At 59.2% G+C, this 26,799-nt stretch carries 16 protein-coding genes, 2 tRNA genes and 3 rRNA genes; 18 read left to right on the top strand and 3 right to left on the bottom strand.

Going from position 1 to position 26,799, the window contains the following annotated elements; all coding sequences use genetic code 11:
* Positions 1 to 116: 116 nt before the first annotated feature.
* The 14 genes from pssA (at position 117) to yfiB (ending at position 20,240) form a co-directional block, all read left to right on the top strand.
* Entirely contained in the window at positions 117 to 974 is an 858-nt protein-coding gene (pssA, locus tag ACZ445_RS25670) for a CDP-diacylglycerol--serine O-phosphatidyltransferase (RefSeq protein WP_058427621.1), read from the top strand.
* A 63-nt stretch (positions 975 to 1,037) separates the two neighbouring features.
* Positions 1,038 to 2,051: a protein-methionine-sulfoxide reductase catalytic subunit MsrP gene (gene msrP / locus ACZ445_RS25665; protein WP_058427620.1), complete on the top strand. Its 1,014-nt coding sequence runs from the start codon at positions 1,038 to 1,040 to the stop codon at positions 2,049 to 2,051.
* Entirely contained in the window at positions 2,051 to 2,671 is a 621-nt protein-coding gene (msrQ, locus tag ACZ445_RS25660; protein WP_058427619.1) for a protein-methionine-sulfoxide reductase heme-binding subunit MsrQ, read from the top strand. Before msrP ends, msrQ begins: the two co-directional genes overlap by 1 nt.
* A 545-nt stretch (positions 2,672 to 3,216) precedes the next feature.
* A 16S ribosomal RNA gene (locus tag ACZ445_RS25655) occupies positions 3,217 to 4,753 on the top strand.
* Between the two features lie 83 nt (positions 4,754 to 4,836).
* Positions 4,837 to 4,913: transfer RNA gene (locus ACZ445_RS25650), tRNA-Ile, on the top strand.
* A gap of 30 nt (positions 4,914 to 4,943) precedes the next feature.
* Positions 4,944 to 5,019, top strand: a tRNA-Ala gene (locus ACZ445_RS25645).
* A 249-nt stretch (positions 5,020 to 5,268) separates the two neighbouring features.
* Positions 5,269 to 8,160, top strand: a 23S ribosomal RNA gene (locus tag ACZ445_RS25640).
* Between the two features lie 156 nt (positions 8,161 to 8,316).
* Positions 8,317 to 8,432: ribosomal RNA gene (gene rrf / locus ACZ445_RS25635) — 5S ribosomal RNA — on the top strand.
* The 16S, 23S and 5S rRNA genes sit together here with 2 tRNA genes alongside, the layout of an rRNA operon.
* A 145-nt stretch (positions 8,433 to 8,577) precedes the next feature.
* Positions 8,578 to 12,030, top strand: coding sequence for an exodeoxyribonuclease V subunit gamma (recC, locus tag ACZ445_RS25630; RefSeq protein ID WP_310863676.1), 3,453 nt, complete (start codon positions 8,578 to 8,580; stop codon positions 12,028 to 12,030).
* A complete protein-coding gene (gene recB, locus ACZ445_RS25625) occupies positions 12,027 to 15,701 on the top strand; it encodes an exodeoxyribonuclease V subunit beta (RefSeq protein WP_464707718.1) in 3,675 nt (1,224 codons plus the stop codon). The genes recC and recB overlap by 4 nt, the downstream gene beginning before the upstream one ends.
* The gene (gene recD, locus ACZ445_RS25620) at positions 15,698 to 17,767 is read left to right on the top strand and encodes an exodeoxyribonuclease V subunit alpha (RefSeq protein ID WP_464707717.1); all 2,070 of its coding nucleotides are present in this window, start codon (positions 15,698 to 15,700) and stop codon (positions 17,765 to 17,767) included. Before recB ends, recD begins: the two co-directional genes overlap by 4 nt.
* A 142-nt stretch (positions 17,768 to 17,909) precedes the next feature.
* Positions 17,910 to 18,485: a regulatory sequestration protein YfiR gene (yfiR, locus tag ACZ445_RS25615; protein ID WP_058425684.1), complete on the top strand. Its 576-nt coding sequence runs from the start codon at positions 17,910 to 17,912 to the stop codon at positions 18,483 to 18,485.
* Entirely contained in the window at positions 18,482 to 19,744 is a 1,263-nt protein-coding gene (dgcN, locus tag ACZ445_RS25610; RefSeq protein ID WP_058425685.1) for a diguanylate cyclase DgcN/YfiN, read from the top strand. The genes yfiR and dgcN overlap by 4 nt, the downstream gene beginning before the upstream one ends.
* Before the next feature lie 4 nt (positions 19,745 to 19,748).
* The gene (gene yfiB / locus ACZ445_RS25605; RefSeq protein WP_058425686.1) at positions 19,749 to 20,240 is read left to right on the top strand and encodes an outer membrane lipoprotein YfiB; all 492 of its coding nucleotides are present in this window, start codon (positions 19,749 to 19,751) and stop codon (positions 20,238 to 20,240) included.
* Positions 20,241 to 20,397: 157 nt separating this feature from the next.
* Here yfiB and ACZ445_RS25600 read toward each other — a convergent pair whose 3' ends face one another.
* Both ACZ445_RS25600 and ACZ445_RS25595 read right to left on the bottom strand, forming a co-directional pair.
* Positions 20,398 to 20,688, bottom strand: a complete 291-nt coding sequence (locus ACZ445_RS25600) for a DUF3077 domain-containing protein (protein ID WP_058425687.1) — start codon at positions 20,686 to 20,688, stop codon at positions 20,398 to 20,400.
* Between the two features lie 332 nt (positions 20,689 to 21,020).
* Positions 21,021 to 21,968: a LysR family transcriptional regulator gene (locus ACZ445_RS25595; RefSeq protein WP_058425688.1), complete on the bottom strand. Its 948-nt coding sequence runs from the start codon at positions 21,966 to 21,968 to the stop codon at positions 21,021 to 21,023.
* Between the two features lie 129 nt (positions 21,969 to 22,097).
* On the opposite strand from ACZ445_RS25595, the gene ACZ445_RS25590 reads away from it, so the two are divergent.
* Together ACZ445_RS25590 and mmsB are read left to right on the top strand one after the other, a co-directional pair.
* Positions 22,098 to 23,615 (top strand): CoA-acylating methylmalonate-semialdehyde dehydrogenase, encoded by a 1,518-nt coding sequence (locus ACZ445_RS25590; RefSeq protein ID WP_058425689.1) that lies wholly within the window; start codon positions 22,098 to 22,100, stop codon positions 23,613 to 23,615.
* A gap of 14 nt (positions 23,616 to 23,629) precedes the next feature.
* On the top strand, positions 23,630 to 24,517 hold the full coding sequence (gene mmsB, locus ACZ445_RS25585; RefSeq protein WP_058425690.1) for a 3-hydroxyisobutyrate dehydrogenase: 888 nt from the start codon (positions 23,630 to 23,632) through the stop codon (positions 24,515 to 24,517).
* Between the two features lie 48 nt (positions 24,518 to 24,565).
* Here the strand turns inward: mmsB and ACZ445_RS25580 are convergent, their stop codons facing one another.
* Positions 24,566 to 24,910: a cupin domain-containing protein gene (locus ACZ445_RS25580; RefSeq protein ID WP_010206533.1), complete on the bottom strand. Its 345-nt coding sequence runs from the start codon at positions 24,908 to 24,910 to the stop codon at positions 24,566 to 24,568.
* A 375-nt stretch (positions 24,911 to 25,285) separates the two neighbouring features.
* Here ACZ445_RS25580 and kynB point away from each other — a divergent pair, with 375 nt between their 5' ends.
* Both kynB and kynA read left to right on the top strand, forming a co-directional pair.
* Positions 25,286 to 25,936: an arylformamidase gene (kynB, locus tag ACZ445_RS25575; protein ID WP_058425691.1), complete on the top strand. Its 651-nt coding sequence runs from the start codon at positions 25,286 to 25,288 to the stop codon at positions 25,934 to 25,936.
* Positions 25,933 to 26,790, top strand: a complete 858-nt coding sequence (kynA, locus tag ACZ445_RS25570) for a tryptophan 2,3-dioxygenase (protein ID WP_058425692.1) — start codon at positions 25,933 to 25,935, stop codon at positions 26,788 to 26,790. Before kynB ends, kynA begins: the two co-directional genes overlap by 4 nt.
* Positions 26,791 to 26,799 lie beyond the last annotated feature (9 nt).

The raw sequence follows: 26,799 nt of genomic DNA, 5'->3' as shown, positions 1-26,799 counted from the left end.
AGGCCGCGTTTTTTCGTTTGGGCGGCGGGTTCTGGTATAAAGCTGCATCGTTTGCGGGCGAACACTCGCCGCAAGTTTCTGTCGAACTTTTTTCACACCGTTGCAAGGTAAAGTCCATGAGCGAACGTCCCGAAGAGCCAAGCCAGGCTCCTGACGCCGAAAGCCTGCTGCCGATCGATGAACATGTCGAGGAAGGGCATGACGCGGAAGGTCGCAAGGTCCGGCATCGTGGCATCTATCTTCTGCCCAACCTGTTTACCACGGCGAACCTGTTTGCCGGATTCTACTCCATCATCAACTCCATGAGCGCACAGAGTGCCTTGGCAGCGGGTGATGCGGCGAGCGCCAGCAAGTATTTCGGTTTTGCTGCCATCGCAATCTTCGTAGCCATGGTGCTAGACGGCCTTGATGGCCGTGTGGCGCGCATGACCAATACCCAGAGCGCATTCGGTGCCGAGTACGACTCGTTGTCGGACATGGTTGCGTTTGGCGTCGCCCCCGCATTGCTGGCGTTTGCCTGGGCACTGGGTGATATGGGCAAGGTTGGCTGGATGGTTGCCTTCATCTATGTTGCCGGCGCTGCCTTGCGCCTGGCGCGCTTCAATACCCAGGTGGGGACTGCCGACAAGCGTTACTTCATCGGTCTGGCCAGCCCTGCTGCTGCGGGAGTGGTGGCGGGTATCGTCTGGGCCTTCAGTGATTACGGCATCCAGGGGTCGAAGATGTCGTTTCTGGTGGCCTTGATGGTGGCTGCTGCCGGCATGCTGATGGTCAGCAACATCAAGTACAACAGCTTCAAGGAGCTGGACTTGAAGGGGCGTGTACCTTTCGTGGCAATTCTGGCGGTAGTGCTGGTATTTGCCGTGGTGTTCAGTGATCCGCCTCGCATCCTGTTGCTGGCGTTCCTGGTGTACGCCGCGTCCGGGCCGGTTCAGTACTTACTGCATCTGCGCCGGGACAAAACATTGCCTTAATGTAATTTCCCCCATACTCCGCAGTCTATTGGTGCATCAGTCCTCCAATGCTGCGGAGTTGCCATGTTAATCAAATTGCCCAAAACGTCCGATTGCCATGAGTCGGATGTCACACCTGAATCCTTCTATCTCTCTCGCCGCAGTTTGCTCGGCGGTGCGCTTGCCGGTGTTGCAGCCAGCAGCTTGCCGCGTTGGGCCAGTGCCGACGAGGTGTCGCGCTATGCCGATGTTGAAGTGGGCAGGGCGCCGAGTTGGTTTGCCGAGAAGCTGCAGGGCACCAAGTGGCAGGCAGTCACGGTGAAGGACGAGGCGATCACGCCTTTCAAAGACGCCACGCACTACAACAACTTCTATGAGTTCGGTACAGGTAAGGGTGACCCGGCCACGAATGCCGGTTCACTCAAGACCGAGCCGTGGAGCGTTGTTATTGATGGCGAGGTGGCTAAGCCAGGCCGTTATGCCTTGGAAGACTTCATGAAGCCTTATCAGTTGGAAGAGCGCATCTACCGTCTGCGCTGTGTCGAGGCCTGGTCGATGGTTATTCCATGGATCGGTTTTCCCATCTCGGCGCTGCTCAAGCAAGTTGAGCCGACCTCGAAGGCCAAGTACATCCGTTTTGAAACCCTCCAGGATCCCAAGAGCATGCCGGGGCAGCGTTCGAGTTTTGGCTTGATCGATTGGCCTTATGTGGAGGGCTTGCGTCTGGATGAGGCGATGAATCCTCTGGCGATCCTGGCGGTGGGTATGTATGGGCGAGAGTTGCCCAATCAGAATGGTGCGCCGCTGCGCCTGGTGGTGCCTTGGAAGTACGGCTTCAAGAGTGTGAAGTCCATTGTACGGATCAGTCTCGTGAGTGAGCAGCCGAAAACCACGTGGCAGAGCATTGCTGCTGACGAGTATGGGTTTTACGCGAACGTGAACCCTACGGTCGATCATCCACGTTGGACCCAGGCGCGGGAGCGTCGTCTACCGAGTGGGCTGTTCAGTCCTAATGTACGTGAGACGCAGATGTTCAATGGGTACTCGGATGAGGTGGCTTCTCTTTACACCGGTCTCGATCTGCGGAAGAACTATTGATGCGTTATCCGATCTGGCGCGTTGGCGTCTTTATAGCAGCGGCGATTTGGCCACTGTTTTGGCTCTATGAAGCGTGGAGTTCTGTCCTGGGTCCGGATCCGGGCAAGGTACTGGTCGATCGGCTGGGGCTTGGCACGTTGATTCTGTTACTGATTACCCTGGCAATGACGCCGCTGCAGAAGCTCAGCGGTTGGGCGGGGTGGATAGCGGTGCGTCGGCAGCTGGGGTTGTGGTGCTTTGCCTACGTTGTGTTGCATCTGGCTGCTTATTGCGTATTTGTGCTTGGGCTGGATTGGTCGCAACTGGGGGTGGAGCTGCGCAAGCGGCCCTACATTATTGTTGGGGCGCTGGGGTTTGTTTCCCTGTTGGTTCTGGCGGTGACGTCGAATCGTTACAGTCAGCGTCGGTTGGGCGCGCGTTGGAAGAAGCTGCACCGCTTGGTGTATGTAATTCTTGGGCTGGGTTTGCTGCATATGTTGTGGATCGTGCGAGCGGACCTCAAGGAATGGGCTATCTATGCTTCTATAGGTGCATTGCTTTTGGTGCTACGGATACCGCCCGTAATGCGGAGAATCCCACGCCTTATTGCGAAAAAACCACGTTCTGCAACAAAAGCGTAATTAAGGGTTGACGGCAGATTCTGGAAGTCTATAATTCGCCCCACTTCCGGCGCAGTCGAAACGTAAAACTCCTTGGTAAACAAAGAGTTACGCAGGATTCGACAGCGACTTGCTTCAGTTAATCGAAGCCCAGAAGGAGTTGGTAGAGCAAAGTGGTTTGGCTCTATTAACGTTTCGATCCTCTCGGTCGAAAGCGGAGAAAAAGAGGTGTTGACAGCAGCGTGTAACGCTGTAGAATTCGCCTCCCGCTAACGAGAGATCGGAAGCGCAAGTGGTTGAAGTTGTTGAAGAAATCTTCGAAAACTTCTGAAAATAATCACTTGACAGCAAATGAGGCTGCTGTAGAATGCGCGCCTCGGTTGAGACGAAAGATCTTAACCAACCGCTCTTTAACAACTGAATCAAGCAATTCGTGTGGGTGCTTGTGGAGTAAGACTGATAGTCAACAAGATTATCAGCATCGCAAGTTACTCCGCGAGAAATCAAAGATGTAACCAACGATTGCTGAGCCAAGTTTAGGGTTTCTTAAAAACCCAAAGATGTTTGAACTGAAGAGTTTGATCATGGCTCAGATTGAACGCTGGCGGCAGGCCTAACACATGCAAGTCGAGCGGTAGAGAGAAGCTTGCTTCTCTTGAGAGCGGCGGACGGGTGAGTAATGCCTAGGAATCTGCCTGGTAGTGGGGGATAACGTTCGGAAACGAACGCTAATACCGCATACGTCCTACGGGAGAAAGCAGGGGACCTTCGGGCCTTGCGCTATCAGATGAGCCTAGGTCGGATTAGCTAGTTGGTGAGGTAATGGCTCACCAAGGCGACGATCCGTAACTGGTCTGAGAGGATGATCAGTCACACTGGAACTGAGACACGGTCCAGACTCCTACGGGAGGCAGCAGTGGGGAATATTGGACAATGGGCGAAAGCCTGATCCAGCCATGCCGCGTGTGTGAAGAAGGTCTTCGGATTGTAAAGCACTTTAAGTTGGGAGGAAGGGCAGTTACCTAATACGTGATTGTTTTGACGTTACCGACAGAATAAGCACCGGCTAACTCTGTGCCAGCAGCCGCGGTAATACAGAGGGTGCAAGCGTTAATCGGAATTACTGGGCGTAAAGCGCGCGTAGGTGGTTTGTTAAGTTGGATGTGAAATCCCCGGGCTCAACCTGGGAACTGCATTCAAAACTGACTGACTAGAGTATGGTAGAGGGTGGTGGAATTTCCTGTGTAGCGGTGAAATGCGTAGATATAGGAAGGAACACCAGTGGCGAAGGCGACCACCTGGACTAATACTGACACTGAGGTGCGAAAGCGTGGGGAGCAAACAGGATTAGATACCCTGGTAGTCCACGCCGTAAACGATGTCAACTAGCCGTTGGAAGCCTTGAGCTTTTAGTGGCGCAGCTAACGCATTAAGTTGACCGCCTGGGGAGTACGGCCGCAAGGTTAAAACTCAAATGAATTGACGGGGGCCCGCACAAGCGGTGGAGCATGTGGTTTAATTCGAAGCAACGCGAAGAACCTTACCAGGCCTTGACATCCAATGAACTTTCTAGAGATAGATTGGTGCCTTCGGGAACATTGAGACAGGTGCTGCATGGCTGTCGTCAGCTCGTGTCGTGAGATGTTGGGTTAAGTCCCGTAACGAGCGCAACCCTTGTCCTTAGTTACCAGCACGTAATGGTGGGCACTCTAAGGAGACTGCCGGTGACAAACCGGAGGAAGGTGGGGATGACGTCAAGTCATCATGGCCCTTACGGCCTGGGCTACACACGTGCTACAATGGTCGGTACAGAGGGTTGCCAAGCCGCGAGGTGGAGCTAATCCCATAAAACCGATCGTAGTCCGGATCGCAGTCTGCAACTCGACTGCGTGAAGTCGGAATCGCTAGTAATCGCGAATCAGAATGTCGCGGTGAATACGTTCCCGGGCCTTGTACACACCGCCCGTCACACCATGGGAGTGGGTTGCACCAGAAGTAGCTAGTCTAACCTTCGGGAGGACGGTTACCACGGTGTGATTCATGACTGGGGTGAAGTCGTAACAAGGTAGCCGTAGGGGAACCTGCGGCTGGATCACCTCCTTAATCGACGACATCAGCTGCTCCATAAGTTCCCACACGAATTGCTTGATTCATTGAAGAAGACGATAAAGAAGCAGCCCGAAATTGGGTCTGTAGCTCAGTTGGTTAGAGCGCACCCCTGATAAGGGTGAGGTCGGCAGTTCGAATCTGCCCAGACCCACCAATTTTGTGTGGGAAACGCCTGTAGAAATACGGGGCCATAGCTCAGCTGGGAGAGCGCCTGCCTTGCACGCAGGAGGTCAACGGTTCGATCCCGTTTGGCTCCACCACTACTGCTTCTGAAAGTTTTGAAAGCTTAGAAATGAGCATTCCATCAAGGCGATGGTGAATGTTGATTTCTAGTCTTTGATTAGATCGTTCTTTAAAAATTTGGGTATGTGATAGAAAGATAGACTGAACGTTACTTTCACTGGTAACGGATCAGGCTAAGGTAAAATTTGTGAGTTCTCTTAGTTGAGAAATTCGAATTTTCGGCGAATGTCGTCTTCACAGTATAACCAGATTGCTTGGGGTTATATGGTCAAGTGAAGAAGCGCATACGGTGGATGCCTTGGCAGTCAGAGGCGATGAAAGACGTGGTAGCCTGCGAAAAGCTTCGGGGAGTCGGCAAACAGACTTTGATCCGGAGATGTCTGAATGGGGGAACCCAGCCATCATAAGATGGTTATCTTGTACTGAATACATAGGTGCAAGAGGCGAACCAGGGGAACTGAAACATCTAAGTACCCTGAGGAAAAGAAATCAACCGAGATTCCCTTAGTAGTGGCGAGCGAACGGGGACTAGCCCTTAAGTGGCTTTGAGATTAGCGGAACGCTCTGGAAAGTGCGGCCATAGTGGGTGATAGCCCTGTACGCGAAAATCTCTTAGTCATGAAATCGAGTAGGACGGAGCACGAGAAACTTTGTCTGAATATGGGGGGACCATCCTCCAAGGCTAAATACTACTGACTGACCGATAGTGAACTAGTACCGTGAGGGAAAGGCGAAAAGAACCCCGGAGAGGGGAGTGAAATAGATCCTGAAACCGTATGCGTACAAGCAGTGGGAGCAGACTTTGTTCTGTGACTGCGTACCTTTTGTATAATGGGTCAGCGACTTATTTTCAGTGGCGAGCTTAACCGAATAGGGGAGGCGTAGCGAAAGCGAGTCTTAATAGGGCGTCTAGTCGCTGGGAATAGACCCGAAACCGGGCGATCTATCCATGGGCAGGTTGAAGGTTGGGTAACACTAACTGGAGGACCGAACCGACTACCGTTGAAAAGTTAGCGGATGACCTGTGGATCGGAGTGAAAGGCTAATCAAGCTCGGAGATAGCTGGTTCTCCTCGAAAGCTATTTAGGTAGCGCCTCATGTATCACTGTAGGGGGTAGAGCACTGTTTCGGCTAGGGGGTCATCCCGACTTACCAAACCGATGCAAACTCCGAATACCTACAAGTGCCGAGCATGGGAGACACACGGCGGGTGCTAACGTCCGTCGTGAAAAGGGAAACAACCCAGACCGTCAGCTAAGGTCCCAAAGTTATGGTTAAGTGGGAAACGATGTGGGAAGGCTTAGACAGCTAGGAGGTTGGCTTAGAAGCAGCCACCCTTTAAAGAAAGCGTAATAGCTCACTAGTCGAGTCGGCCTGCGCGGAAGATGTAACGGGGCTCAAACCATACACCGAAGCTACGGGTATCACGTAAGTGATGCGGTAGAGGAGCGTTCTGTAAGCCTGTGAAGGTGAGTTGAGAAGCTTGCTGGAGGTATCAGAAGTGCGAATGCTGACATGAGTAACGACAATGGGTGTGAAAAACACCCACGCCGAAAGACCAAGGTTTCCTGCGCAACGTTAATCGACGCAGGGTTAGTCGGTCCCTAAGGCGAGGCTGAAAAGCGTAGTCGATGGAAAACAGGTTAATATTCCTGTACTTCTGGTTATTGCGATGGAGGGACGGAGAAGGCTAGGCCAGCTTGGCGTTGGTTGTCCAAGTTTAAGGTGGTAGGCTGAGATCTTAGGTAAATCCGGGATCTTAAGGCCGAGAGCTGATGACGAGTTAACTTTTAGTTAACGAAGTGGTTGATGCCATGCTTCCAAGAAAAGCTTCTAAGCTTCAGGTAACCAGGAACCGTACCCCAAACCGACACAGGTGGTTGGGTAGAGAATACCAAGGCGCTTGAGAGAACTCGGGTGAAGGAACTAGGCAAAATGGCACCGTAACTTCGGGAGAAGGTGCGCCGGTGAGGGTGAAGGACTTGCTCCGTAAGCTCATGCCGGTCGAAGATACCAGGCCGCTGCGACTGTTTATTAAAAACACAGCACTCTGCAAACACGAAAGTGGACGTATAGGGTGTGACGCCTGCCCGGTGCCGGAAGGTTAATTGATGGGGTTAGCTAACGCGAAGCTCTTGATCGAAGCCCCGGTAAACGGCGGCCGTAACTATAACGGTCCTAAGGTAGCGAAATTCCTTGTCGGGTAAGTTCCGACCTGCACGAATGGCGTAACGATGGCGGCGCTGTCTCCACCCGAGACTCAGTGAAATTGAAATCGCTGTGAAGATGCAGTGTATCCGCGGCTAGACGGAAAGACCCCGTGAACCTTTACTATAGCTTTGCACTGGACTTTGAATTTGCTTGTGTAGGATAGGTGGGAGGCTTTGAAGCGTGGACGCCAGTTCGCGTGGAGCCATCCTTGAAATACCACCCTGGCAACTTTGAGGTTCTAACTCAGGTCCGTTATCCGGATCGAGGACAGTGTATGGTGGGTAGTTTGACTGGGGCGGTCTCCTCCTAAAGAGTAACGGAGGAGTACGAAGGTGCGCTCAGACCGGTCGGAAATCGGTCGTAGAGTATAAAGGCAAAAGCGCGCTTGACTGCGAGACAGACACGTCGAGCAGGTACGAAAGTAGGTCTTAGTGATCCGGTGGTTCTGTATGGAAGGGCCATCGCTCAACGGATAAAAGGTACTCCGGGGATAACAGGCTGATACCGCCCAAGAGTTCATATCGACGGCGGTGTTTGGCACCTCGATGTCGGCTCATCACATCCTGGGGCTGAAGCCGGTCCCAAGGGTATGGCTGTTCGCCATTTAAAGTGGTACGCGAGCTGGGTTTAGAACGTCGTGAGACAGTTCGGTCCCTATCTGCCGTGGACGTTTGAGATTTGAGAGGGGCTGCTCCTAGTACGAGAGGACCGGAGTGGACGAACCTCTGGTGTTCCGGTTGTCACGCCAGTGGCATTGCCGGGTAGCTATGTTCGGAATAGATAACCGCTGAAAGCATCTAAGCGGGAAACTAGCCTCAAGATGAGATCTCACTGGAACCTTGAGTTCCCTGAAGGGCCGTCGAAGACTACGACGTTGATAGGTTGGGTGTGTAAGCGCTGTGAGGCGTTGAGCTAACCAATACTAATTGCCCGTGAGGCTTGACCATATAACACCCAAGCAATTTGACCACTCTAACGAGCATCAGATTGCGGTGTGTGAAGACGAAAATGAACCGAAAGTTCGACGCTCACAAAGCACCGAAAGCTGTCACATACCCAATTTGCTGAAGCGAGGCTTAGGCCGCGACTCAGTACCCGAATTTCTTGACGACCATAGAGCATTGGAACCACCTGATCCCATCCCGAACTCAGTAGTGAAACGATGCATCGCCGATGGTAGTGTGGGGTTTCCCCATGTGAGAGTAGGTCATCGTCAAGATTAAATTCCAGAACCCCTGATTGCTAACGCAGTCAGGGGTTTTGTTTTGGGCGGTAGAAAAGACAGCTAACATCCCCATTCGGCCAACAACTGTCCACAGTGCTAAAGTCGCACCCTCGATTTTGCTTTTCCCAAGGAAGCCGTTATGCCGGATGCGACGTCCCTCAGTGCTGGATTCATGGTGGTTCACGGCAACCGCCTGGACGAACTGCGCAGTCTGGTTGTCAGCTGGATGCGCCGTTACCCGCTGGCCCCCCTGGAAAACGAAATCGCCCTGGTACAAAGCAACGGTATCGCCCAGTGGCTCAAGTTGGCTTTGGCCGAAGACCCGGAAGACGACGACATGGGCGGTTGCGGCATCGCTGCGGCAATCGATGTGCAACTCCCCGGCAGCTTCATGTGGCAGCTCTACCGTATGGTTCTGGGCCGTGACGAAATCCCGCCCAAATCCCTGCTCGATAAAGCCCCACTGACCTGGCGCCTGATGCGTCTGCTCCCGGAGCTTATCGATCAGCCGCACTTCGAACCGTTGCAGCGCTTCCTCACCCACGACACCGACCTGCGTAAACGCTACCAACTCGCCGAGCGCCTGGCTGACCTGTTCGACCAATACCAGGTCTACCGTGCCGACTGGCTGGAAGACTGGGCCGCCGGCCGCCACCAGTTGCGTAACGGTCGAGGTGAATCCAAACCCCTTAACCCAGCCAACTGCTGGCAAGCTGAGCTATGGCGCGCATTGCTGCTAGATGTAGGTGAAGAAGGCATGGCCGAAAGCCGCGCTGGCGTTCACCAACGCTTTATTGAGCGCATCAATACACTGGAAAAAGCGCCCGAGCGCCTGCCATCCCGCGTCATCGTTTTCGGCATCTCCTCTTTGCCCGCCCAGGCGCTGGAGGCCCTCGCCGGCCTCGCGCGATTCAGCCAAGTCCTGCTCTGCGTACATAACCCTTGCCGCCATCATTGGTCCGACATCGTCGCCGACAAAGACCTGCTGCGTAACGAGTACAAGCGCCAGGCGCGTAAAACCGGCATGCCGGTCACCATCGACCCACAAACTCTGCACCAGCACGCACACCCGCTTTTGGCTGCCTGGGGCAAACAAGGCCGTGACTACATCAGCCTGCTGGACAGCTATGACGACCCCAACAGCTACCGTGCCGCTTTCCGCGACGGTCGCATCGACCTGTTCAGCGACAGTGAGCCCACCACACTGCTCAATCAACTCCAGGACGATATCCTCGAACTGCGCCCACTTAATGAAACCCGCGAACTATGGCCTGCCGTGGATCCGGAGCGTGACACCTCCATCCGCTTCCACATCGCCCACAGCGCCCAACGCGAAGTGGAAATCCTCCACGACCAACTGCTCCAACGCTTCAGCGCGGACCCCACGCTGCGCCCCCGGGACATCATCGTCATGGTCCCCGACGTCGACAGCTACGCGCCGCACATCCGCGCCGTGTTCGGCCAGCTTGAGCGTAGTGACCCACGCTTCATCCCGTTCACCCTGACCGACCAAGGCCAGCGTGGCCGCGACCCTTTACTGATCGCCGTCGAACACCTGCTGAAACTCCCCGACAGTCGCTTTCCTGTCAGCGAAATCCTCGACCTGCTCGACGTTCCAGCCTTGCGCGAGCGCTTTGCCATCAAGGAGCGTGACCTGCCCACGCTGCACCGCTGGATAGAAGGCGCTGGCATCCGCTGGGGGCTCAACGCCGAGCAACGTGCCGGCCTCGGCCTGCCAACGGAGCTGGAACAAAATAGTTGGCGTTTCGGCTTGCGCCGCATGTTGCTCGGTTACGCCGTAGGCACCGGCGCAGCGTGTGACGGTATCGAGCCTTACGACGAAATCGGTGGGCTCGACGCTGTCCTGATCGGCCCGTTGGTCGCCTTGCTCGACGCACTCAACGATGCGCACCAAGCCCTGTCACAACCCGCACCCGCGAAGGAGTGGGGCGAACGCCTGCAACGCTTGATGCAACTATTTTTCCTGCCGAGTAGCGAACACGACGACTACCTGTTGGGCCAACTCGAACAACTCAGAGAAACGTGGCTGGAAACCTGCGAGTCCGTTGGCCTGGACGACGACTTACCCCTCACCGTAGTCCGTGAAGCCTGGCTAGCTGGTTTGGATCAAGGGCGACTGTCCCAACGCTTCCTCGCCGGGGCTGTCAATTTCTGCACCCTGATGCCCATGCGTGCAATTCCCTTCAAGCTGGTGTGCCTGCTCGGTATGAACGATGGCGACTACCCGCGCGCGCAACCCCCGCTGGACTTCGACCTGATGGGCAGTGACTACCGCCCCGGCGATCGTTCACGCCGCGAAGACGACCGCTACCTGCTGCTCGAAGCGCTGCTTTCAGCCCGCGACCAGCTGTACATCAGCTGGGTCGGCCGCAGCATCCGCGACAATAGCGATCGCCCGGCCTCGGTACTCATCGGCCAACTGCGCGACCATCTTGCCAGTGGCTGGCGCTCCGCAAACAGTGACACGCCGCTGATCGATGCCATGACCCAAGAGCACCCACTGCAACCATTCAGCGCCCGCTACTTCCATGAGGGTGATGTGCTGTTCAGCTATGCCCGCGAATGGCAGTTGCTCCACGAAGCGGCCGATGCCACCGCAACAGAACCTGACCTGGCGCCCCATCAACAGGACGAACCCCTGAGCCTCGGCCAGCTTCAGGACTTCCTGCGTAACCCCGTCAAACACTTCTTCAGCCAACGGCTGAAAGTGTTCTTCGAGGCCGCCGAAGTACCGTTGGCTGACGAAGAACCCTTCGTGCTCGACGCACTGCAGCGCTATAGCCTGAGCGATAGTCTGCTGAGCGCAGCACTCACCGAGCCCGATCACTTCGACCAGGCCTTGAACGCCCAGGCGCTGCGCCTGCAAGGCAGCGGCCTGTTGCCCATGGTGGGTTTCGGCGAGTGCCTGCGCAACGAACTGATCGAGCCCTTGCCCGATCTGCTGCGACGCTACCAGCAATTACTCGCCCTCTGGCCCACCCCGCACCCTGGCGCCGAGCCGATCAGTTTTGAGCATCGCGGCATTCAGTTGGAAGGCTGGATCAGTGGTCTGCATCGACGCAGCGATGGTGGGTTACTCAGCGTTACCACCATCCCCAACAGCATCGGCTCGATCAAGACCCGCAAGTGGCATCGCCTGATTCGGCCCTGGGTCAATCACGTGGTGGCCTGCGCGTGTGGACTGCCGTTAAGCACGGGCTTGGTGGCCAGTGATGACACCTTGCTGCTGCCACCGCTGGTCCGAACCAATGCCCGGGAAATCCTCGGCAACCTGCTGTTGGCCTGGCATACAGGGATGAGCAAACCGCTGCCCATCGCCGTCAAGACCGCGTTTGCCTGGCTCGGCCAAACCGACCCGACCAAGGCTGAAGCGGCCGCCAGCAAAGCCTACGAAGGCGACGGCCTAACCACCGATGGCGAGCGCCGCGAAACCCCAGCGCTCACCCGGCAATTCCCGGACTACGCCACACTCATCGCCAGCGAAGAATTCGAAGGATGGTGCGAAACCCTGTATCGCCCCCTGCTCAACGCCCCCTGGCGATCACTCACCGGTGAGGAGGCCAGCGCATGAGCCGAAAACCCTTGGCCCTGGCCTTCCCGCTCAACGGCAGCCAGCTGATTGAAGCCAGCGCCGGCACCGGTAAAACCTTCACCATCTCCGCCCTTTATCTGCGCCTGGTCCTAGGTCACGGTGGCGAAGAGTCCGGTTTTGGCCGCGAACTGCTGCCGCCTCAAATCCTGGTGGTGACCTTCACCGACGCCGCGACCAAAGAGCTGCGTGAACGTATCCGCATCCGCCTGGCCGAGGCCGCACGCTTTTTTCGCGCGGAAATCGAACAGCCCGATGCCCTGATCGCCGATCTGCGCGACGAATACCCCGCCGACCAATGGCCGGCCTGTGCCAACCGCCTGGACATCGCGGCACAATGGATGGACGAAGCCGCCGTTTCGACCATCCACAGTTGGTGCCAGCGCATGCTGCGCGAGCATGCCTTCGACAGTGGCAGCCTGTTCACCCAGACCCTGGAAACCGACCACAGCGACCTGCTCGGTGAAGTGCTGCGCGACTACTGGCGGTTGTTCTGCTACCCGATGCACGACGATGCACTCAACTGGGTGCGTAACAACTGGGGCGGGCCCGCTGCGTTGATGCCACGGGTACGAGCACTGTTCGGCAGCGAACGGCCCGCCGATGAAACTCGCGAGCCCGCCGAACTGATCAACGCCTGCCTGCAAGAGCGTCGTGAAGCGCTGGTACAACTCAAGGCGCCTTGGTTGCAGTGGGCTGCCGAGCTGCGTGACATCTGCCTGCAGGCCGTGGCTGCCAAGACCGTCGATGGCCGCAAGATGCAAGCCCGTTACTTCGAGTCCTGGTTCGATAAGATCAGCGCCTGGGCTGCTGACGACACCCTCGAACAACTCGATATCGGCACCGGCTTCACTCGCCTGACACCCGACGGCATGGCCGAAGCCTGGAAGGGCGAACCGCCGCAGCATCCTGGTATCGACGCGATGGCCAGCCTCAAGGCCGCCCTCGACGCCCTGCCGACGCCCGATGCCGCAGTCCTGCAACACGCCGCCGGCTGGGTCGGTAAACGCTTCGAAGAGGAAAAGCGTCGCCGCGCTGAAATGGGCTTCGACGACATGCTCACCCGCCTCAACGCCGCCCTGCAAGCCGACGGCGGCGAACGTCTGGCGAGTGTGATCCGCGAGCAATTCCCGGTGGCCCTGATCGACGAGTTCCAGGACACCGACCCGGTGCAATACAGCATCTTCGACAGCATCTACCGCATCGAAGAAAACCACCGCGACAGTGGCCTGTTCCTGATCGGCGACCCCAAGCAGGCGATCTACGCCTTCCGTGGCGCCGATATCTACACCTACTTGCGCGCCCGCCAGTCCACCACCGGCCGCCATCACACCCTGGGTACCAACTTTCGCTCCAGCCATGCGATGGTCGAGGCGGTGAACCATGTGTTCCAGCGTGCGGAAACGGGTCGGGGTGCGTTCCTGTTCCGCGAACCGGATGGCGAAAACCCCGTGCCGTTCCATTCGGTGCTGTCCCAAGGCCGCAAGGAACACTTGCAGGTCGATGGGCAAACGTTGCCGGCGTTGAACCTCTGGTACCTGCCCACCGATCAGCCGATTTCCAATGTGCTGTATCGTCAGCAACTGGCGGCGGCCTGCGCCACGCACATTGTTGAATTGCTCAACGGCGGGCAGCAAGGCACTGCCGGTTTCCTGCAACCGGACGCGAGCTTCAAAGGCGTGCTGCCGTCAAACATTGCCATCCTGGTGCGCGACGGCAAGGAAGCCCACGCGGTACGCGCCGAACTGGCCGCCCGTGGTGTGCGCAGTGTTTACCTGTCCGACAAGGACTCGGTCTTCGCCGCCCAAGAGGCCCACGACCTGCTGGCGTGGCTCAAGGCCTGCGCCGAGCCGGACGTGGAGCGCCCGCTGCGCGCCGCACTGGCCTGCGTCACCCTGAACCTGTCACTGCCGGAACTGGAGCGTCTGAACCAGGACGAACTGGCGTGGGAAAGCCGCGTCATGCAGTTCCGCGGCTATCGTGCAATCTGGCGCACCCAAGGCGTGCTGCCGATGCTGCGGCGTCTGCTGCACGACTTCAAACTGCCGCAAACCCTGATCGCGCGCAGTGATGGCGAGCGTGTGCTGACCAACCTGCTGCACCTCAGCGAACTGCTGCAACAGGCTGCATCGGAATTGGACGGCGAACAGGCGCTGATCCGCCACTTGGCCGAACACTTGGCGCTCTCGGGCCAGGCGGGCGAGGAACAGATCCTACGCCTGGAAAGTGATGAGCAACTGGTCAAGGTCGTGACCATCCACAAATCCAAAGGCCTGGAATACGACCTGGTTTTCCTGCCGTTCATCTGCTCGGCCAAACCGGTGGACGGTAGCCGCTTGCCGCTGCACTACCACGATGAACACGGCAAATCCCAGGTCAGCCTGCGCCCAACGCCCGATTTGATCACCCAGGCCGACAACGAGCGCCTCGCTGAGGACCTGCGTCTGTTCTACGTCGCCATGACCCGCGCCAAACATGCGTGTTGGCTGGGCATCGCCGACCTCAAGCGCGGCAATAGCAATAGCTCCGTGCTGCACCTTTCGGCACTGGGCTATTTGCTTGGCGCAGGCGCATCGCTGGGCGAGTCCGCCGGTTTGGCGCGCTGGCTCTTGGACCTTCAAGAAGGTTGCACGGCAATCAACTATGCCCAAGTGCCCGAAGCGCAAGACATCCTCTTCCACCCACCGCGCAACCAAGCCACGCTGCGCGCGCCCCTGCTGCCCAAGCGCAAGGCGGCGGAAAACTGGTGGATTGCCTCCTACAGCGCCTTGCGCATCGGCGACAGCATGAGCGCTGCCACGCTCGAAGCGCCGGAAAGCCCACAGGCCCAAAAGCTGTTCGATGACGAACGCCTCGACCCCGACGCACCCCGCGAAGTGGCGGCGTCCGGCGGTGACATTCATCGCTTCCCACGTGGGCCCAACCCCGGGACCTTTCTCCACGGGCTGCTGGAATGGGCCGGGGAGGAGGGCTTCAACGTCACACCCGAGGCCATCGAAAAAGCCGTGGGCGCCCGCTGCAATCGGCGCAACTGGGAGGGCTGGATCACCACCCTCGGCAGTTGGCTCGGCCACCTGCTGCAAACACCATTGCCGGTGGAAAACGGTCACGTTTCCCTCAGCCGGTTGCAGCAGTACCAGATTGAAATGGAGTTCTGGTTCGCCAGCCACAAAGTCGACGTACTCGCCCTCGACAAACTGGTGTGCCAATACACCCATAACGGCGTCTCCCGCGTTGCCGCCGAACCGGTGTTGCTCAACGGTATGTTCAAGGGCTTTATCGATTTGACCTTCGAACACGGCGGCCGCTATTACGTGGCCGATTACAAATCCAATTGGCTGGGCCCTGACGATTCGGCCTACACACCGGACGCCATGGAACAGTCGATCCTTGAGCATCGGTACGACCTGCAATACGTCCTTTACCTGCTGGCCCTGCACCGCCAACTCAAGGCGCGCCTGCCGGACTACGACTACGACCGCCATGTCGGTGGTGCGCTGTACATTTTCCTGCGTGGCACGCAGTCCGCGAGCCACGGTGCGTATTTCACTCGACCGCCGCGGGAACTGATCGAAAGCCTGGACCTGCTGTTCCAGGGCAAGCCTATCCCGCCCAAGGTTGAGCCCGCCTGGGAACAAGGAGTGCTGTTATGAGCCTGTCGCCGTTACCGATGGAGGAGCTGACGCCCCTCAGCCGCGCCGTCGACCTGGTGCAATTGCTGGAGCGTTGGGTCGATCGCGGTTGGTTGCGTGCGCTGGACAAAGCCTTCGTCGCCTTCCTGCACGAACTCCACCCACAGGCTGACCCGCTGGTGCTGCTGGCCGCTGCACTGACCAGCCATCAATTGGGCCATGGTCACGTTTGCCTCGACCTGTTCGAGACCCTCAAGGCGCCGGACTTCGCCCTGTCGTTGCCGCCTGAAGGCGACTTGCAAACCGGCGCCATGCTGCTGCCATCGCAGTTGCTCCACGGCCTCGACGGCGCCCACTGGTGCCACGCGCTCGCCGCCAGCCATCTGGTCGCGCTGGCCATCGATGGCAGCGAGTCCGCCCAAAGCCGTCCGTTGGTCCTATCCGGCAAACGCCTGTATCTGCGCCGCTACTGGACCTACGAGCGGCGCATCGATACCGCCTTGCGTCTAAGGCTCGCCACCCAGGAAAACGTCGCCGCCGATCTGCCACAGCGCCTGAGTCGTTTGTTTGACCAACCCCCGCCCGACGGCGTGATCGACTGGCAAAAACTCGCCTGTGCCTTGGCCACTCGCGGCGCATTCAGCATCGTCACCGGCGGCCCTGGCACTGGCAAGACCACCACCGTGGTGCGCCTGCTCGCGCTGTTGCAGGCGCCCGCCGTGGAAGCCGGCAGCCCGCTGCGCATTCGCCTGGCCGCGCCCACCGGTAAGGCCGCCGCACGCCTCACCGAGTCCATCAGCCAGCAAGTGCTGTCGCTGAAAGTGCCGGACAACGTGAGGGAAAAAATCCCGACCCAGGTCACCACCGTCCATCGTCTGCTGGGCAGTCGCCCGGGCACGCGGCACTTCCGCCACCACCTCGGTAACCCGCTGCCTTTGGATGTTCTGGTGGTGGACGAAGCCTCGATGATTGATCTGGAAATGATGGCCAACCTGCTCGACGCCTTGCCGCCCCATGCACGCCTGGTGCTACTGGGTGACAAGGACCAACTGGCCTCGGTAGAGGCGGGTGCCGTCCTCGGTGACTTGTGCCGCGACGCCGAAGCTGGCTTCTACAGCGCCGACACCCGCCAATGGCTGCAATCGGTCAGCGGCGAAGACCTCAGCGCCAGCGGCCTGCAAGAAGACCTCGACGCCAGCCACCCGTTGGCCCAACAAGTAGTGATGCTGCGTTACTCGCGGCGTTTCGGCGAGGGCAGTGGCATCGGCCAACTGGCGCGTTGGGTCAACCAGCAAAATGCCGAAGAGGCGCGCAAGCTGCTCGCGGCGCGCAGTCACAGTGATCTGTTCTGCATCAGCCTCAAGGGCGAGCACGACCACGCCCTGGAGCGCCTGGTGCTGGACGGGCAGGGTGATGGTGCCCACGGTTATCGCTATTACCTCAACCTGCTGCAAAGCGCCCGCCCGTCACTTGATACCCCGCGCGAAAGCGCTGCCTGGACCCATTGGGCGCAACAACTGCTGCAAGCCTTCGACGCCTTCCAACTGCTCTGCGCGGTACGCAAAGGCCCATGGGGCGTGGAAGGCCTGAACCAGCGCATCACCACCGCCCTGCGCAAGGTGCGTTTGATCGAGGGCGACGAGCAATGGTACGAAGGTCGCCCGGTACTCATGACCCGCAACGACTACGGCCTGGGCCTGATGAACGGCGATATCGGCATCGCGCTGAAATTGCCCGAAAGCGACGGCGGCCCCCAGGTGTTGCGCGTTGCCTTCCCACGCAACGACGGCCAGGGCGGTGTGCGATTTGTGCTGCCTAGCCGTCTGAACGATGTGGAAACTGTTTACGCCATGACCGTGCACAAATCCCAGGGCTCCGAGTTCACCCACACCGCATTGATCCTGCCGGATGCGTTGAACCCCGTGCTCACCAAAGAATTGATCTATACCGGCATCACGCGGGCCAAGCGCTGGTTCAGCCTGATCGAGCCCCGAGGTGGTGTGTTTGAAGAGGCGGTCAGGCGCAAGGTCAAGCGCTTGAGTGGGCTGATGCTGGAATTGGGCCACGAACCGGAAAAAACTGACTGACAGGTCATGCCATTTTTCTGATTCAGTCGACTGATTTTTCTGGAAAAATATCGGCCCCCGTGAAGACCTACTCTTCGCGGGGTTTTGCGCCGCTGTGCTATCGTTGCGGCATCATCTAAAAAACACCTGAGAGAATCGCTGCATGAACGTGGCTGTCTCGCCCACAGAGCGCAGTTTGAGCTGGAGACGCATGCTGCTGGTGGCGTTGCTGTGCGTACTCGCGCCGCGCGCCTTCGCCCAGGCGCCCGACCCCGCTGATCTTGCCGCCCAGCGCGCCCAAGCGGTCACTCAGGTGGTACTCGGTATCCTCAGTTATGCGCGCTGGCCGGTCGAGCCTGCGCAATTGCGCCTGTGCGTCGTCGGCCCGACCCAATACACCGACGACCTGATCAAAGGCACCACCCAGGCCACCGGTCGTCCGGTGGTGGTGCAGCGCCTGCTGGCCAACCATCCCGATATCGTCAACGCGTGCGATGCGGTGTACATCGGCAAACTGAGTGCCGATGAGCGTAGCCAGTTGTTCAACTCGTTGATCGGTCACCCGGTGCTGAGCATCAGCGAAGGCGGCGACCAGTGCACCGTGGGCAGCCTGTTCTGCCTGCGGGTGAGTGATGAGCAAGTGTCCTTCGAGGTCAACCTCGACTCCGTGGCGCGCAGCGGCGTGCGCATTCACCCCAGCGTGCTGCAGTTGTCCCGTCGGCGAGCGCCTGCGCCATGACTGTCACCAAAGTGCGACCTACCCTGCGCTCGGTCATCGGCAGGGGGCACCTGATCCTGGCACTGGTGGCGGTGACCCTGGCCAGCATCTCGCTGACCCTGCTGGGTGTGCTGGCGCTGCGGGTGTATGCCGAACACAACCTGCACCTGATCGCCCGCTCCATCAACTACACCGTGGAAGCGGCGGTGGTGTTCAACGACAGCGCGGCGGCCACTGAAGCCCTCAGCCTGATCGCCTCCACCGAAGAAGTGGCCCAGGCCGAAGTCTTCGACGCCAATGGCAAGTTGCTGGCGCAGTGGATACGTCCGGATACCGGCATGCTCTCGCGAGTTGAGCTGGAGCTGGCGCACACCCTGCTCGAACAACCCATCAGCCAGCCGATCCTCCACCAAGGGCGAGCCATCGGCAGCACTCACCTCACCGGTCACGGCGGTAGCCTGTTGCGCTTCCTGCTCAGCGGCCTGGCCGGGATCCTCATCTGCACCGCGCTCAGTGCTTGGATCGCTCTGCACTTGGCGCGACGCTTGTTGCGTGGCATCACCGGCCCACTGCAAAGCCTCGCCGCCGTGGCCCACGCCGCCCGTAGCGAGCGCGACTTCGACCGCCGCGTGCCGCCGGCGCGAATCGCCGAGTTGGACAGCCTGGGCAGCGACTTCAATGCCTTGCTCGGCGAGATGGAAGCTTGGCAAAACCACCTGCAAAGCGAAAACGAATCCCTCGCCCACCAGGCCAATCACGACAGCCTCACCGGCCTGCCCAACCGTGCGTTCTTCGAAGGGCGCCTGATCCGTGCCCTGCGCAGTGCGGCCAAGGCCAAGGAACAACTGGCGGTGCTCTACCTTGACAGCGACCGTTTCAAAGAGATCAACGACAGCTTTGGCCACGCCGCCGGTGATGCCGTCCTAGTGGCTGTGGCCGAGCGCGTGCGTGCGCAACTGCGTGAGGATGACCTGGTCGCGCGCCTGGGCGGTGACGAGTTCGCCATCCTGCTGGCGCCGCTGCACAAGGTGGAAGACGCCGAGCGCATCGCCGACAAAATCATCGCCAGCATGGACCTGCCGATTCCGGTGCCCGGCAACACCCAGGTGTTGACCTCACTCAGTATCGGTATCGCCATCTACCCTGATCATGGCGCCACACCCGGCACCTTGCTCAATGCCGCCGACGCGGCGATGTACCAGGCCAAGCGTTTGTCCTCGGGCGGCCAGCAAACGGCGGAGTCGGAGAATTCCGTCGTCAACGTTCAACACAGGAGTTGACCCCTTGTTCACGACCGCGCGTTTCATGTTTATCACCTTGCTGGTGGCACTGCTCGCCCTTGGCGGCTGCCAGACAGCCCCACCCAAAGGCCTCACCCCGGCACAGGTCGCGGTTCTCAAGCAGCAAGGCTTTGAACTGACCGACGAAGGCTGGGCCTTCGGCCTGTCCGGTAAAGTGCTGTTTGGCAGCGACGTCGAGACGCTCAACCAACCCAGCACCGACATCGTCCAACGCATCGGCAAGGCCCTGCTGGGTGTCGGCATCGAGCGCGTGCGCGTTGATGGCCACACCGATGCGTCGGGCAAGGAAACCTACAACCAGCAACTGTCCCTGCGCCGGGCGAAAAGCGTGGCGACGGTGCTGACCGGCGTGGGCATGAAAGAAGAAAACATCCAACTGCGCGGGTTGGGCAGCAGCGAGCCGGTGGCGCCGAACAGCACAGTGGCGGGGCGTACGGAGAATCGGCGGGTGTCGATTGTGGTGATTGCAGACTGAGCCCGTCCCACCAATCACAATGTGGAACCCAATCAAAATGTGGGAGGAGCTTGCCCCCGATGGCGGAGTGTCATAACCAAATGCATTGGCTGACCCACTGCTATCGGGGGCAAGTCGAATCGTCGCACCGCCCCTCCCACATTTGAGCTGCGTGCGCTTAACGGCTTGGCGTCATGGCTTGGGTCAGGTCATCAACGACGGCTTTGCCCATCTCACACAGGTAATGCGCGGCCCACGCGTATTGCTCGCCGCGTACATCCATGGCGGCTTCCATCGCGAGTTTCTTGGAGTAGAAAAGCAGGGTGGAGGCGTGCTCTAACGCTTCCTCAATGGGCATGCCGGCGTTGACGCGGAACAGGGGTTTTTCGTTTTCACCGTAGTCGCCGAAGGTGACTACGCCGAGGGTGGTGAGGGATGAAAGCGGTGGATCGGGGACGATCTTGGACATGGTTTTTCCTTAGGTTAACAAGTAGAAACCGCCACGGCATGTCGCTAAACATGGAAAGGTGGCAGCTGTACGCAGGTTAGCGAACCGGTAACCTAGGGAACCCGGTAGACCCCGAAGGTCTCCCGCGCACAGCCGCCATAACACGATCAAGCAGGCAAAGAATGCCGGCCAAAGGAGTTGAGGAGGTCGAACCTACGTTTCTCGGGTCGCTAAACCCAGTCGCTGTTTGCAGCGACCCGAGGAGGCTAGACACTCAAATCTTGCGGCACAATAGGCCAGAGATTCTCTAGGAAACGTCCTGCAAATTAAAGCGAATCATCGTTGATGGCCCTTTAATCCGCGAACCTCATCTCCCTTGTCTCCCCCATCAACAACCCGTGATTTTGCTCCGTCACCTCCCGGATGTAGTCCCACAACAACGTAATCCGCTTCAACTTCCTCAGATCCTCCCGGCAATACATCCAGAACTGGCGAGTGATGGAAATCTGCTCCCCCAACACCGGCAACAACCGAGGGTCCTGCGCCGCCAGAAAGCACGGCAATATCGCCATTGACCGCCCCTGCTGCGCCGCCACGTACTGCGCAATCACGCTGGTACTGCGCAAACTGGCGCTGGCGCCGGGCACCACGTTGGCCAGGTACAGCAGCTCCGAGCTGAACGCCAAGTCATCCACATAGCTGATAAAAGGATGCTCGGCTAAATCCGCAGGTTTGCGGATGGGCGGATGTTGGTCGAGGTATTCCTGGGTCGCGTACAGCTGGAGTTTGTAGTCGCACAGTTTGCAGCACACATACGGCCCGTGTTCCGGGCGCTCCAGGGCGATGACGATGTCGGCTTCGCGCTTGGACAGGCTGATGAAGTGGGGCAGGGGCAGGATGTCCACCGAGATGGCCGGGTAGGTGTCGACGAAGTGGCTCAGTTGCGGGGTGACGAAGAAGCTGCCGAACCCTTCGGTGCAGCCCATGCGTACGTGGCCGGACAGCGCCACGCCTGAGCCGGAGACTTGCTCGCAGGCCATGTGCAGGGTGCTTTCGATGGACTCGGCGTAGCCCAGCAAACGCTGGCCCTCGGTGGTCAGCACGAAGCCGTTGGTCCGGGATTTTTCGAACAGCAGGGTGCCGAGGGACACTTCCAGTGAACTGATGCGCCGCGACACGGTGGTGTAGTCCACCGCCAGGCGCTTGGCGGCCACGCTGGCCTTGCGGGTGCGGGCCACCTCAAGGAAAAACTTCAGGTCATCCCAGTTCAGGGAGCCCAGGGACGTGATGTTTTTTTGCATATTGGTCCGGCTTTTATGTGCGTTCTTATTAGAGATTTGCACATCTATACTCCAAAAACAGTCCGAACGCCTCATTTCCCAAGGCGGTTACGCGCCTTGTCTCTGCATAAATATAAGATTGGAGACCACATGAACGCATCTGCCGATATTTCCGTGCAACAGGTCAAGTTGCTGATCAATGGTGAATGGGTCGAGTCCAAGACCACCCATTGGCAAGACATCGTCAACCCCGCCACCCAAGAGGTGCTGGCCAAAGTCCCGTTCGCCACCTCCGATGAAGTCAACGCTGCCATCGACGCCGCCCACCGCGCCTTCCAGACCTGGAAGCTGACGCCGATCGGCGCGCGCATGCGCATCATGCTCAAGCTGCAAGCCTTGATCCGCGAACATTCCAAGCGCATTGCCGTGGTGCTCAGCAATGAGCAGGGCAAGACCATTGCCGATGCCGAAGGCGATATTTTCCGTGGCCTGGAAGTGGTGGAGCACGCCTGTTCCATCGGCACCCTGCAAATGGGCGAATTCGCCGAGAATGTCGCCGGTGGCGTCGACACCTACACCCTGCGCCAACCCATCGGTGTGTGCGCCGGCATCACCCCGTTCAACTTCCCGGCGATGATCCCGCTGTGGATGTTCCCGATGGCCATCGCCTGCGGGAATACCTTTGTCCTCAAGCCGTCCGAGCAGGACCCGCTGTCCACCATGTTGCTGGTGGAGCTGGCGCTGGAAGCCGGTGTGCCGGCTGGCGTGCTTAACGTGGTGCACGGCGGCAAGGACGTGGTGGATGCGCTGTGCACCCACAAAGACATCAAGGCCGTGTCCTTCGTCGGCTCGACCGCCGTGGGCACCCATGTGTATGACCTGGCCGGCAAACACGGCAAGCGCGTGCAGTCGATGATGGGCGCCAAGAACCACGCGGTGGTGCTGCCGGATGCCAACCGCGAACACACCCTCAATGCCCTGGTCGGTGCCGGTTTCGGCGCGGCGGGCCAGCGTTGCATGGCCACCTCGGTGGTGGTGCTGGTGGGGGCGTCCAAACAATGGTTGCCAGACCTGAAGGCGCTGGCGCAGAAACTCAAGGTCAACGCGGGCAGCGAGGCCGGCACCGATGTCGGCCCGGTGATTTCCAAGCGCGCCAAGGCACGCATCCTGGAGCTGATCGAAAGCGGCGTGAAAGAAGGCGCCAAGCTGGAGCTGGACGGCCGCGACATCAAGGTGCCGGGCTTCGAGCAAGGCAACTTTGTCGGCCCGACCCTGTTCTCGGGCGTGACCACCGATATGCAGATCTACACCCAGGAAATTTTCGGCCCGGTGCTGGTGGTGCTGGAAGTGGCGACCCTCGATGAGGCCATCGCGCTGGTCAACGCCAACCCGTTCGGCAACGGTACTGGCCTGTTCACCCAGAGCGGCGTGGCAGCGCGCAAGTTCCAGAGCGAAATCGACGTAGGCCAGGTTGGCATCAACATCCCGATCCCGGTGCCGGTGCCGTTCTTCAGCTTCACCGGCTCCCGTGGTTCCAAGCTCGGCGACCTCGGCCCGTACGGCAAGCAAGTGGTGCAGTTCTATACCCAGACCAAGACCGTCACCAGCCGCTGGTTCGATGACGACACGGTCAACGATGGCGTCAACACCACCATCAACCTGCGCTGATCCGGGAGACGATCATGAAGATTGCATTTATCGGCTTGGGCAACATGGGCGCACCCATGGCCCGCAACCTGATCAAGGCCGGCCATGCGCTGAACCTGTTTGACCTGAACCAGGCGGTGCTCAAGGAACTGGCCGAGCTGGGTGGCACCATCAGCGATTCGCCGCGTGATGCGGCCACCGGCGCTGAGCTGGTGATCACCATGCTGCCCGCCGCCGCCCATGTGCGCAGCGTCTGGCTGAATGAAGACGGTGTACTTGCCGGCATTGGCAAAGGCGTACCGGCGGTGGATTGCAGCACCATCGATCCACAAACTGCCCGTGACGTCGCCGCTGCCGCCGCCAAACACTGTGTGGTGATGGCCGACGCGCCCGTTTCTGGCGGTACTGGCGGCGCCGCCGCAGGGACGCTGACCTTCATGGTCGGCGCCACCCCGGAACTGTTCGCCACCCTGCAACCGGTGCTGGCGCAGATGGGCCGTAACATCGTGCACTGCGGTGAGGTGGGCACCGGGCAGATCGCCAAGATCTGCAACAACCTGCTGCTTGGGATCAGCATGGTCGGCGTCAGCGAAGCCATGGCGCTGGGCGACGCGCTGGGCATCGACACCCAGGTGCTGGCCGGCATCATCAATAGCTCTACCGGGCGCTGCTGGAGTTCCGACACCTACAACCCGTGGCCGGGTGTGATTGAAACCGCGCCGTCGTCCCGTGGTTATACCGGTGGGTTTGGCGCCGACCTGATGCTCAAGGACCTGGGCCTGGCTACTGAGGCTGCACGTCAGGCCAAGCAACCCGTGATTCTGGGCGCTGTGGCCCAGCAGTTGTATCAATCGATGAGCCAGCGTGGGGAAGGGGGCAAGGACTTCTCGGCGATCATCAATAGCTATCGCAAGCCCAAGTAGGGGCGGTTCCGGGAGCCTGCTAATAGTGGGCTCCCGGGTTTTTGCGGCTCAAGCAAACACAAAATATTTACGCACCGTCTCGACCACTTCCCACGTCCCCTTCATCCCCGGTTCCACCACGAAGATATCCCCAGCTCGCAAGTGAATCGGCTCCAGGCCTTCCGGCGTGATGATGCAGTAGCCTTCCTGGAAGTGGCAGTATTCCCACTTCACGTAGTCCACGTACCACTTGCCCGGGGTGCAGATCCAGGTGCCCATGATCTTGCTGCCGTCTTCGCTGGTGTAGGCGTTGAGGTTGACGGTGTGCGGGTCGCCTTCGAGCTTTTCCCATTTGCAGGCGTCCAGGACGGGCAGGGGGTGGGTGTCGCGCAGTACGGTGATGGGCTTGGACATGATGACTCCGAGGAAGGGAATGGAAGGATGCACCCTAAGGCCTAGGGCGTTGCGTCAGTGGTCTGAACTCGACATCGGGATGCCCAGAAGCGCAGCGGTGTGATGATCCGGAAATTACCGCGAACCCCTGTGGGAGCCGGGCTTGCCCGCGATAGCGGAGTGTCAGGCTATGAAGATGCAAGCGGTGCCACCGTCATCGCGGGCAAGCCCGGCTCCCACAGGGCACGGTGACGCATCCGGACGATATATTTGTGCGATTTCTCGTCCGTTCTTCGCAGTAAGTGCGAAAGATTTCCCGTCTCACGCCAGAATTCGCAAGAAAATTCGCAGCCGGCCCTCGTATCATTCACCCCAGTAACCGCCGAGAGCCTTGAAATGAACCCAATAAAAACGTGGTGGGATATCAGCCCACCCTTGAGTACGGCGACCCCGACCTGGCCGGGGGATACGCCGTTCCAAGAAGAGCGCGTATGGCAGTTTGGCCCGGAGTGTCCGGTGAATGTCGGGCGTATCACCCTGTCGCCACACACCGGCGCCCACGTGGATGCGCCGCTGCATTACAGCGCGGACGGCGCGCCCATCGGCGAGGTGTCGCTGGACGTGTACATGGGCCCTTGCCGCGTGCTGCATTGCCTGGACAGCGGCGCGCTGGTGCAGCCGCATCAGTTGGAAGGCCGTGTGGATAACTTGCCCGAGCGGGTGTTGCTGCGCACTTATCCACAAGCGCCGTTGACCGAGTGGGATTCGAACTTCACCGCCATCGCCCCACAGACCATCGAGTTGCTCGCGGGCCTGGGTGTGCGCCTGATCGGGATCGATACACCCTCGCTGGACCCGCAACAATCCAAGACCATGGATTCCCACAACGCCGTGGCGCGCCATGGCATGGCGATTCTTGAAGGCATCGTGCTCGATGACGTCCCCGAGGGCGACTATGAATTGATCGCCCTGCCGCTGCGTTTTGCCAACCTCGACGCGAGCCCTGTCCGCGCCATTCTCCGCCCGCTCAAGGAGCCCACGCGATGAGCCAATGTCCCTTCTCTGCCGATTACCAACCTCCGGAAGAATGGCATAACGCCGAACTGAATTTTTCCGAGTCCATGAGCTACGGCGATTACCTGGACCTGGGCAAAGTCCTCAGCGCCCAGCACCCGCTGTCGCCGGACCACAACGAAATGCTCTTCATCATCCAGCACCAGACGTCCGAGCTGTGGATGAAACTGATGCTCCACGAACTCAAGGCCGCCCGTGAACACGTGCGCCTGGGCGAGCTGCCACCGGCGTTCAAGATGCTGGCGCGGGTGTCGCGGATCTTCGATCAACTGGTGCACGCCTGGGCGGTGCTGGCGACGATGACGCCGTCGGAGTACAAGGCGATCCGCCCGTTCCTGGGCCAGTCGTCCGGGTTCCAGTCGTTCCAGTACCGCGAGATCGAATTTATCCTCGGCAATAAAAGCGCGGCGCTGTTGCGGCCCCATGCCCACCGGCCGGAGCTGTTGAACCAGCTGAAAGTGGCGATTGCCACGCCGTCGCTGTATGACGAGGCGATCAACCTGATGATCAAGGCGGGCCTGGCGATTGATCCGAAACGGGCCGAGCGCGACCCCACGGCGGCGACGGTTCACGATGAATCGGTGGAGGCGGCGTGGCGCGAGGTGTATCGCGACCCGAACCGTTACTGGGACCTGTATCAATTGGCCGAGAAGTTTATCGACCTGGAGGATTCGTTCCGCCAGTGGCGCTTCCGCCATGTGACGACGGTGGAGCGGATCATCGGCTTCCAGCCGGGCACGGGTGGCACGGAGGGTGTGGGGTATTTGCGCAAGATGCTCGACACCGTGCTGTTCCCCGAGTTGTGGCGAGTACGCTCCACGCTCTAAAAAAAGCCC

The organism is Pseudomonas allii (assembly GCF_055380095.1).
The sequence above is the reverse complement of the archived record's forward strand: the minus strand, read 5'-3'. Positions and strand labels throughout refer to the sequence as shown.

Coding starts and splice junctions, on each gene's coding strand:
- yfiR (WP_058425684.1), top strand. CDS start 17,910: ATGAACGTGGCTGTCTCGCCCACAGAGCGCAGTTTGAGCTGGAGACGC.
- kynB (WP_058425691.1), top strand. CDS start 25,286: ATGAACCCAATAAAAACGTGGTGGGATATCAGCCCACCCTTGAGTACG.
- pssA (WP_058427621.1), top strand. CDS start 117: ATGAGCGAACGTCCCGAAGAGCCAAGCCAGGCTCCTGACGCCGAAAGC.
- ACZ445_RS25590 (WP_058425689.1), top strand. CDS start 22,098: ATGAACGCATCTGCCGATATTTCCGTGCAACAGGTCAAGTTGCTGATC.
- ACZ445_RS25600 (WP_058425687.1), bottom strand. CDS start 20,688: ATGTCCAAGATCGTCCCCGATCCACCGCTTTCATCCCTCACCACCCTC.
- recD (WP_464707717.1), top strand. CDS start 15,698: ATGAGCCTGTCGCCGTTACCGATGGAGGAGCTGACGCCCCTCAGCCGC.
- msrQ (WP_058427619.1), top strand. CDS start 2,051: ATGCGTTATCCGATCTGGCGCGTTGGCGTCTTTATAGCAGCGGCGATT.
- msrP (WP_058427620.1), top strand. CDS start 1,038: ATGTTAATCAAATTGCCCAAAACGTCCGATTGCCATGAGTCGGATGTC.
- ACZ445_RS25580 (WP_010206533.1), bottom strand. CDS start 24,910: ATGTCCAAGCCCATCACCGTACTGCGCGACACCCACCCCCTGCCCGTC.
- mmsB (WP_058425690.1), top strand. CDS start 23,630: ATGAAGATTGCATTTATCGGCTTGGGCAACATGGGCGCACCCATGGCC.
- recB (WP_464707718.1), top strand. CDS start 12,027: ATGAGCCGAAAACCCTTGGCCCTGGCCTTCCCGCTCAACGGCAGCCAG.
- recC (WP_310863676.1), top strand. CDS start 8,578: ATGCCGGATGCGACGTCCCTCAGTGCTGGATTCATGGTGGTTCACGGC.
- ACZ445_RS25595 (WP_058425688.1), bottom strand. CDS start 21,968: ATGCAAAAAAACATCACGTCCCTGGGCTCCCTGAACTGGGATGACCTG.
- kynA (WP_058425692.1), top strand. CDS start 25,933: ATGAGCCAATGTCCCTTCTCTGCCGATTACCAACCTCCGGAAGAATGG.
- dgcN (WP_058425685.1), top strand. CDS start 18,482: ATGACTGTCACCAAAGTGCGACCTACCCTGCGCTCGGTCATCGGCAGG.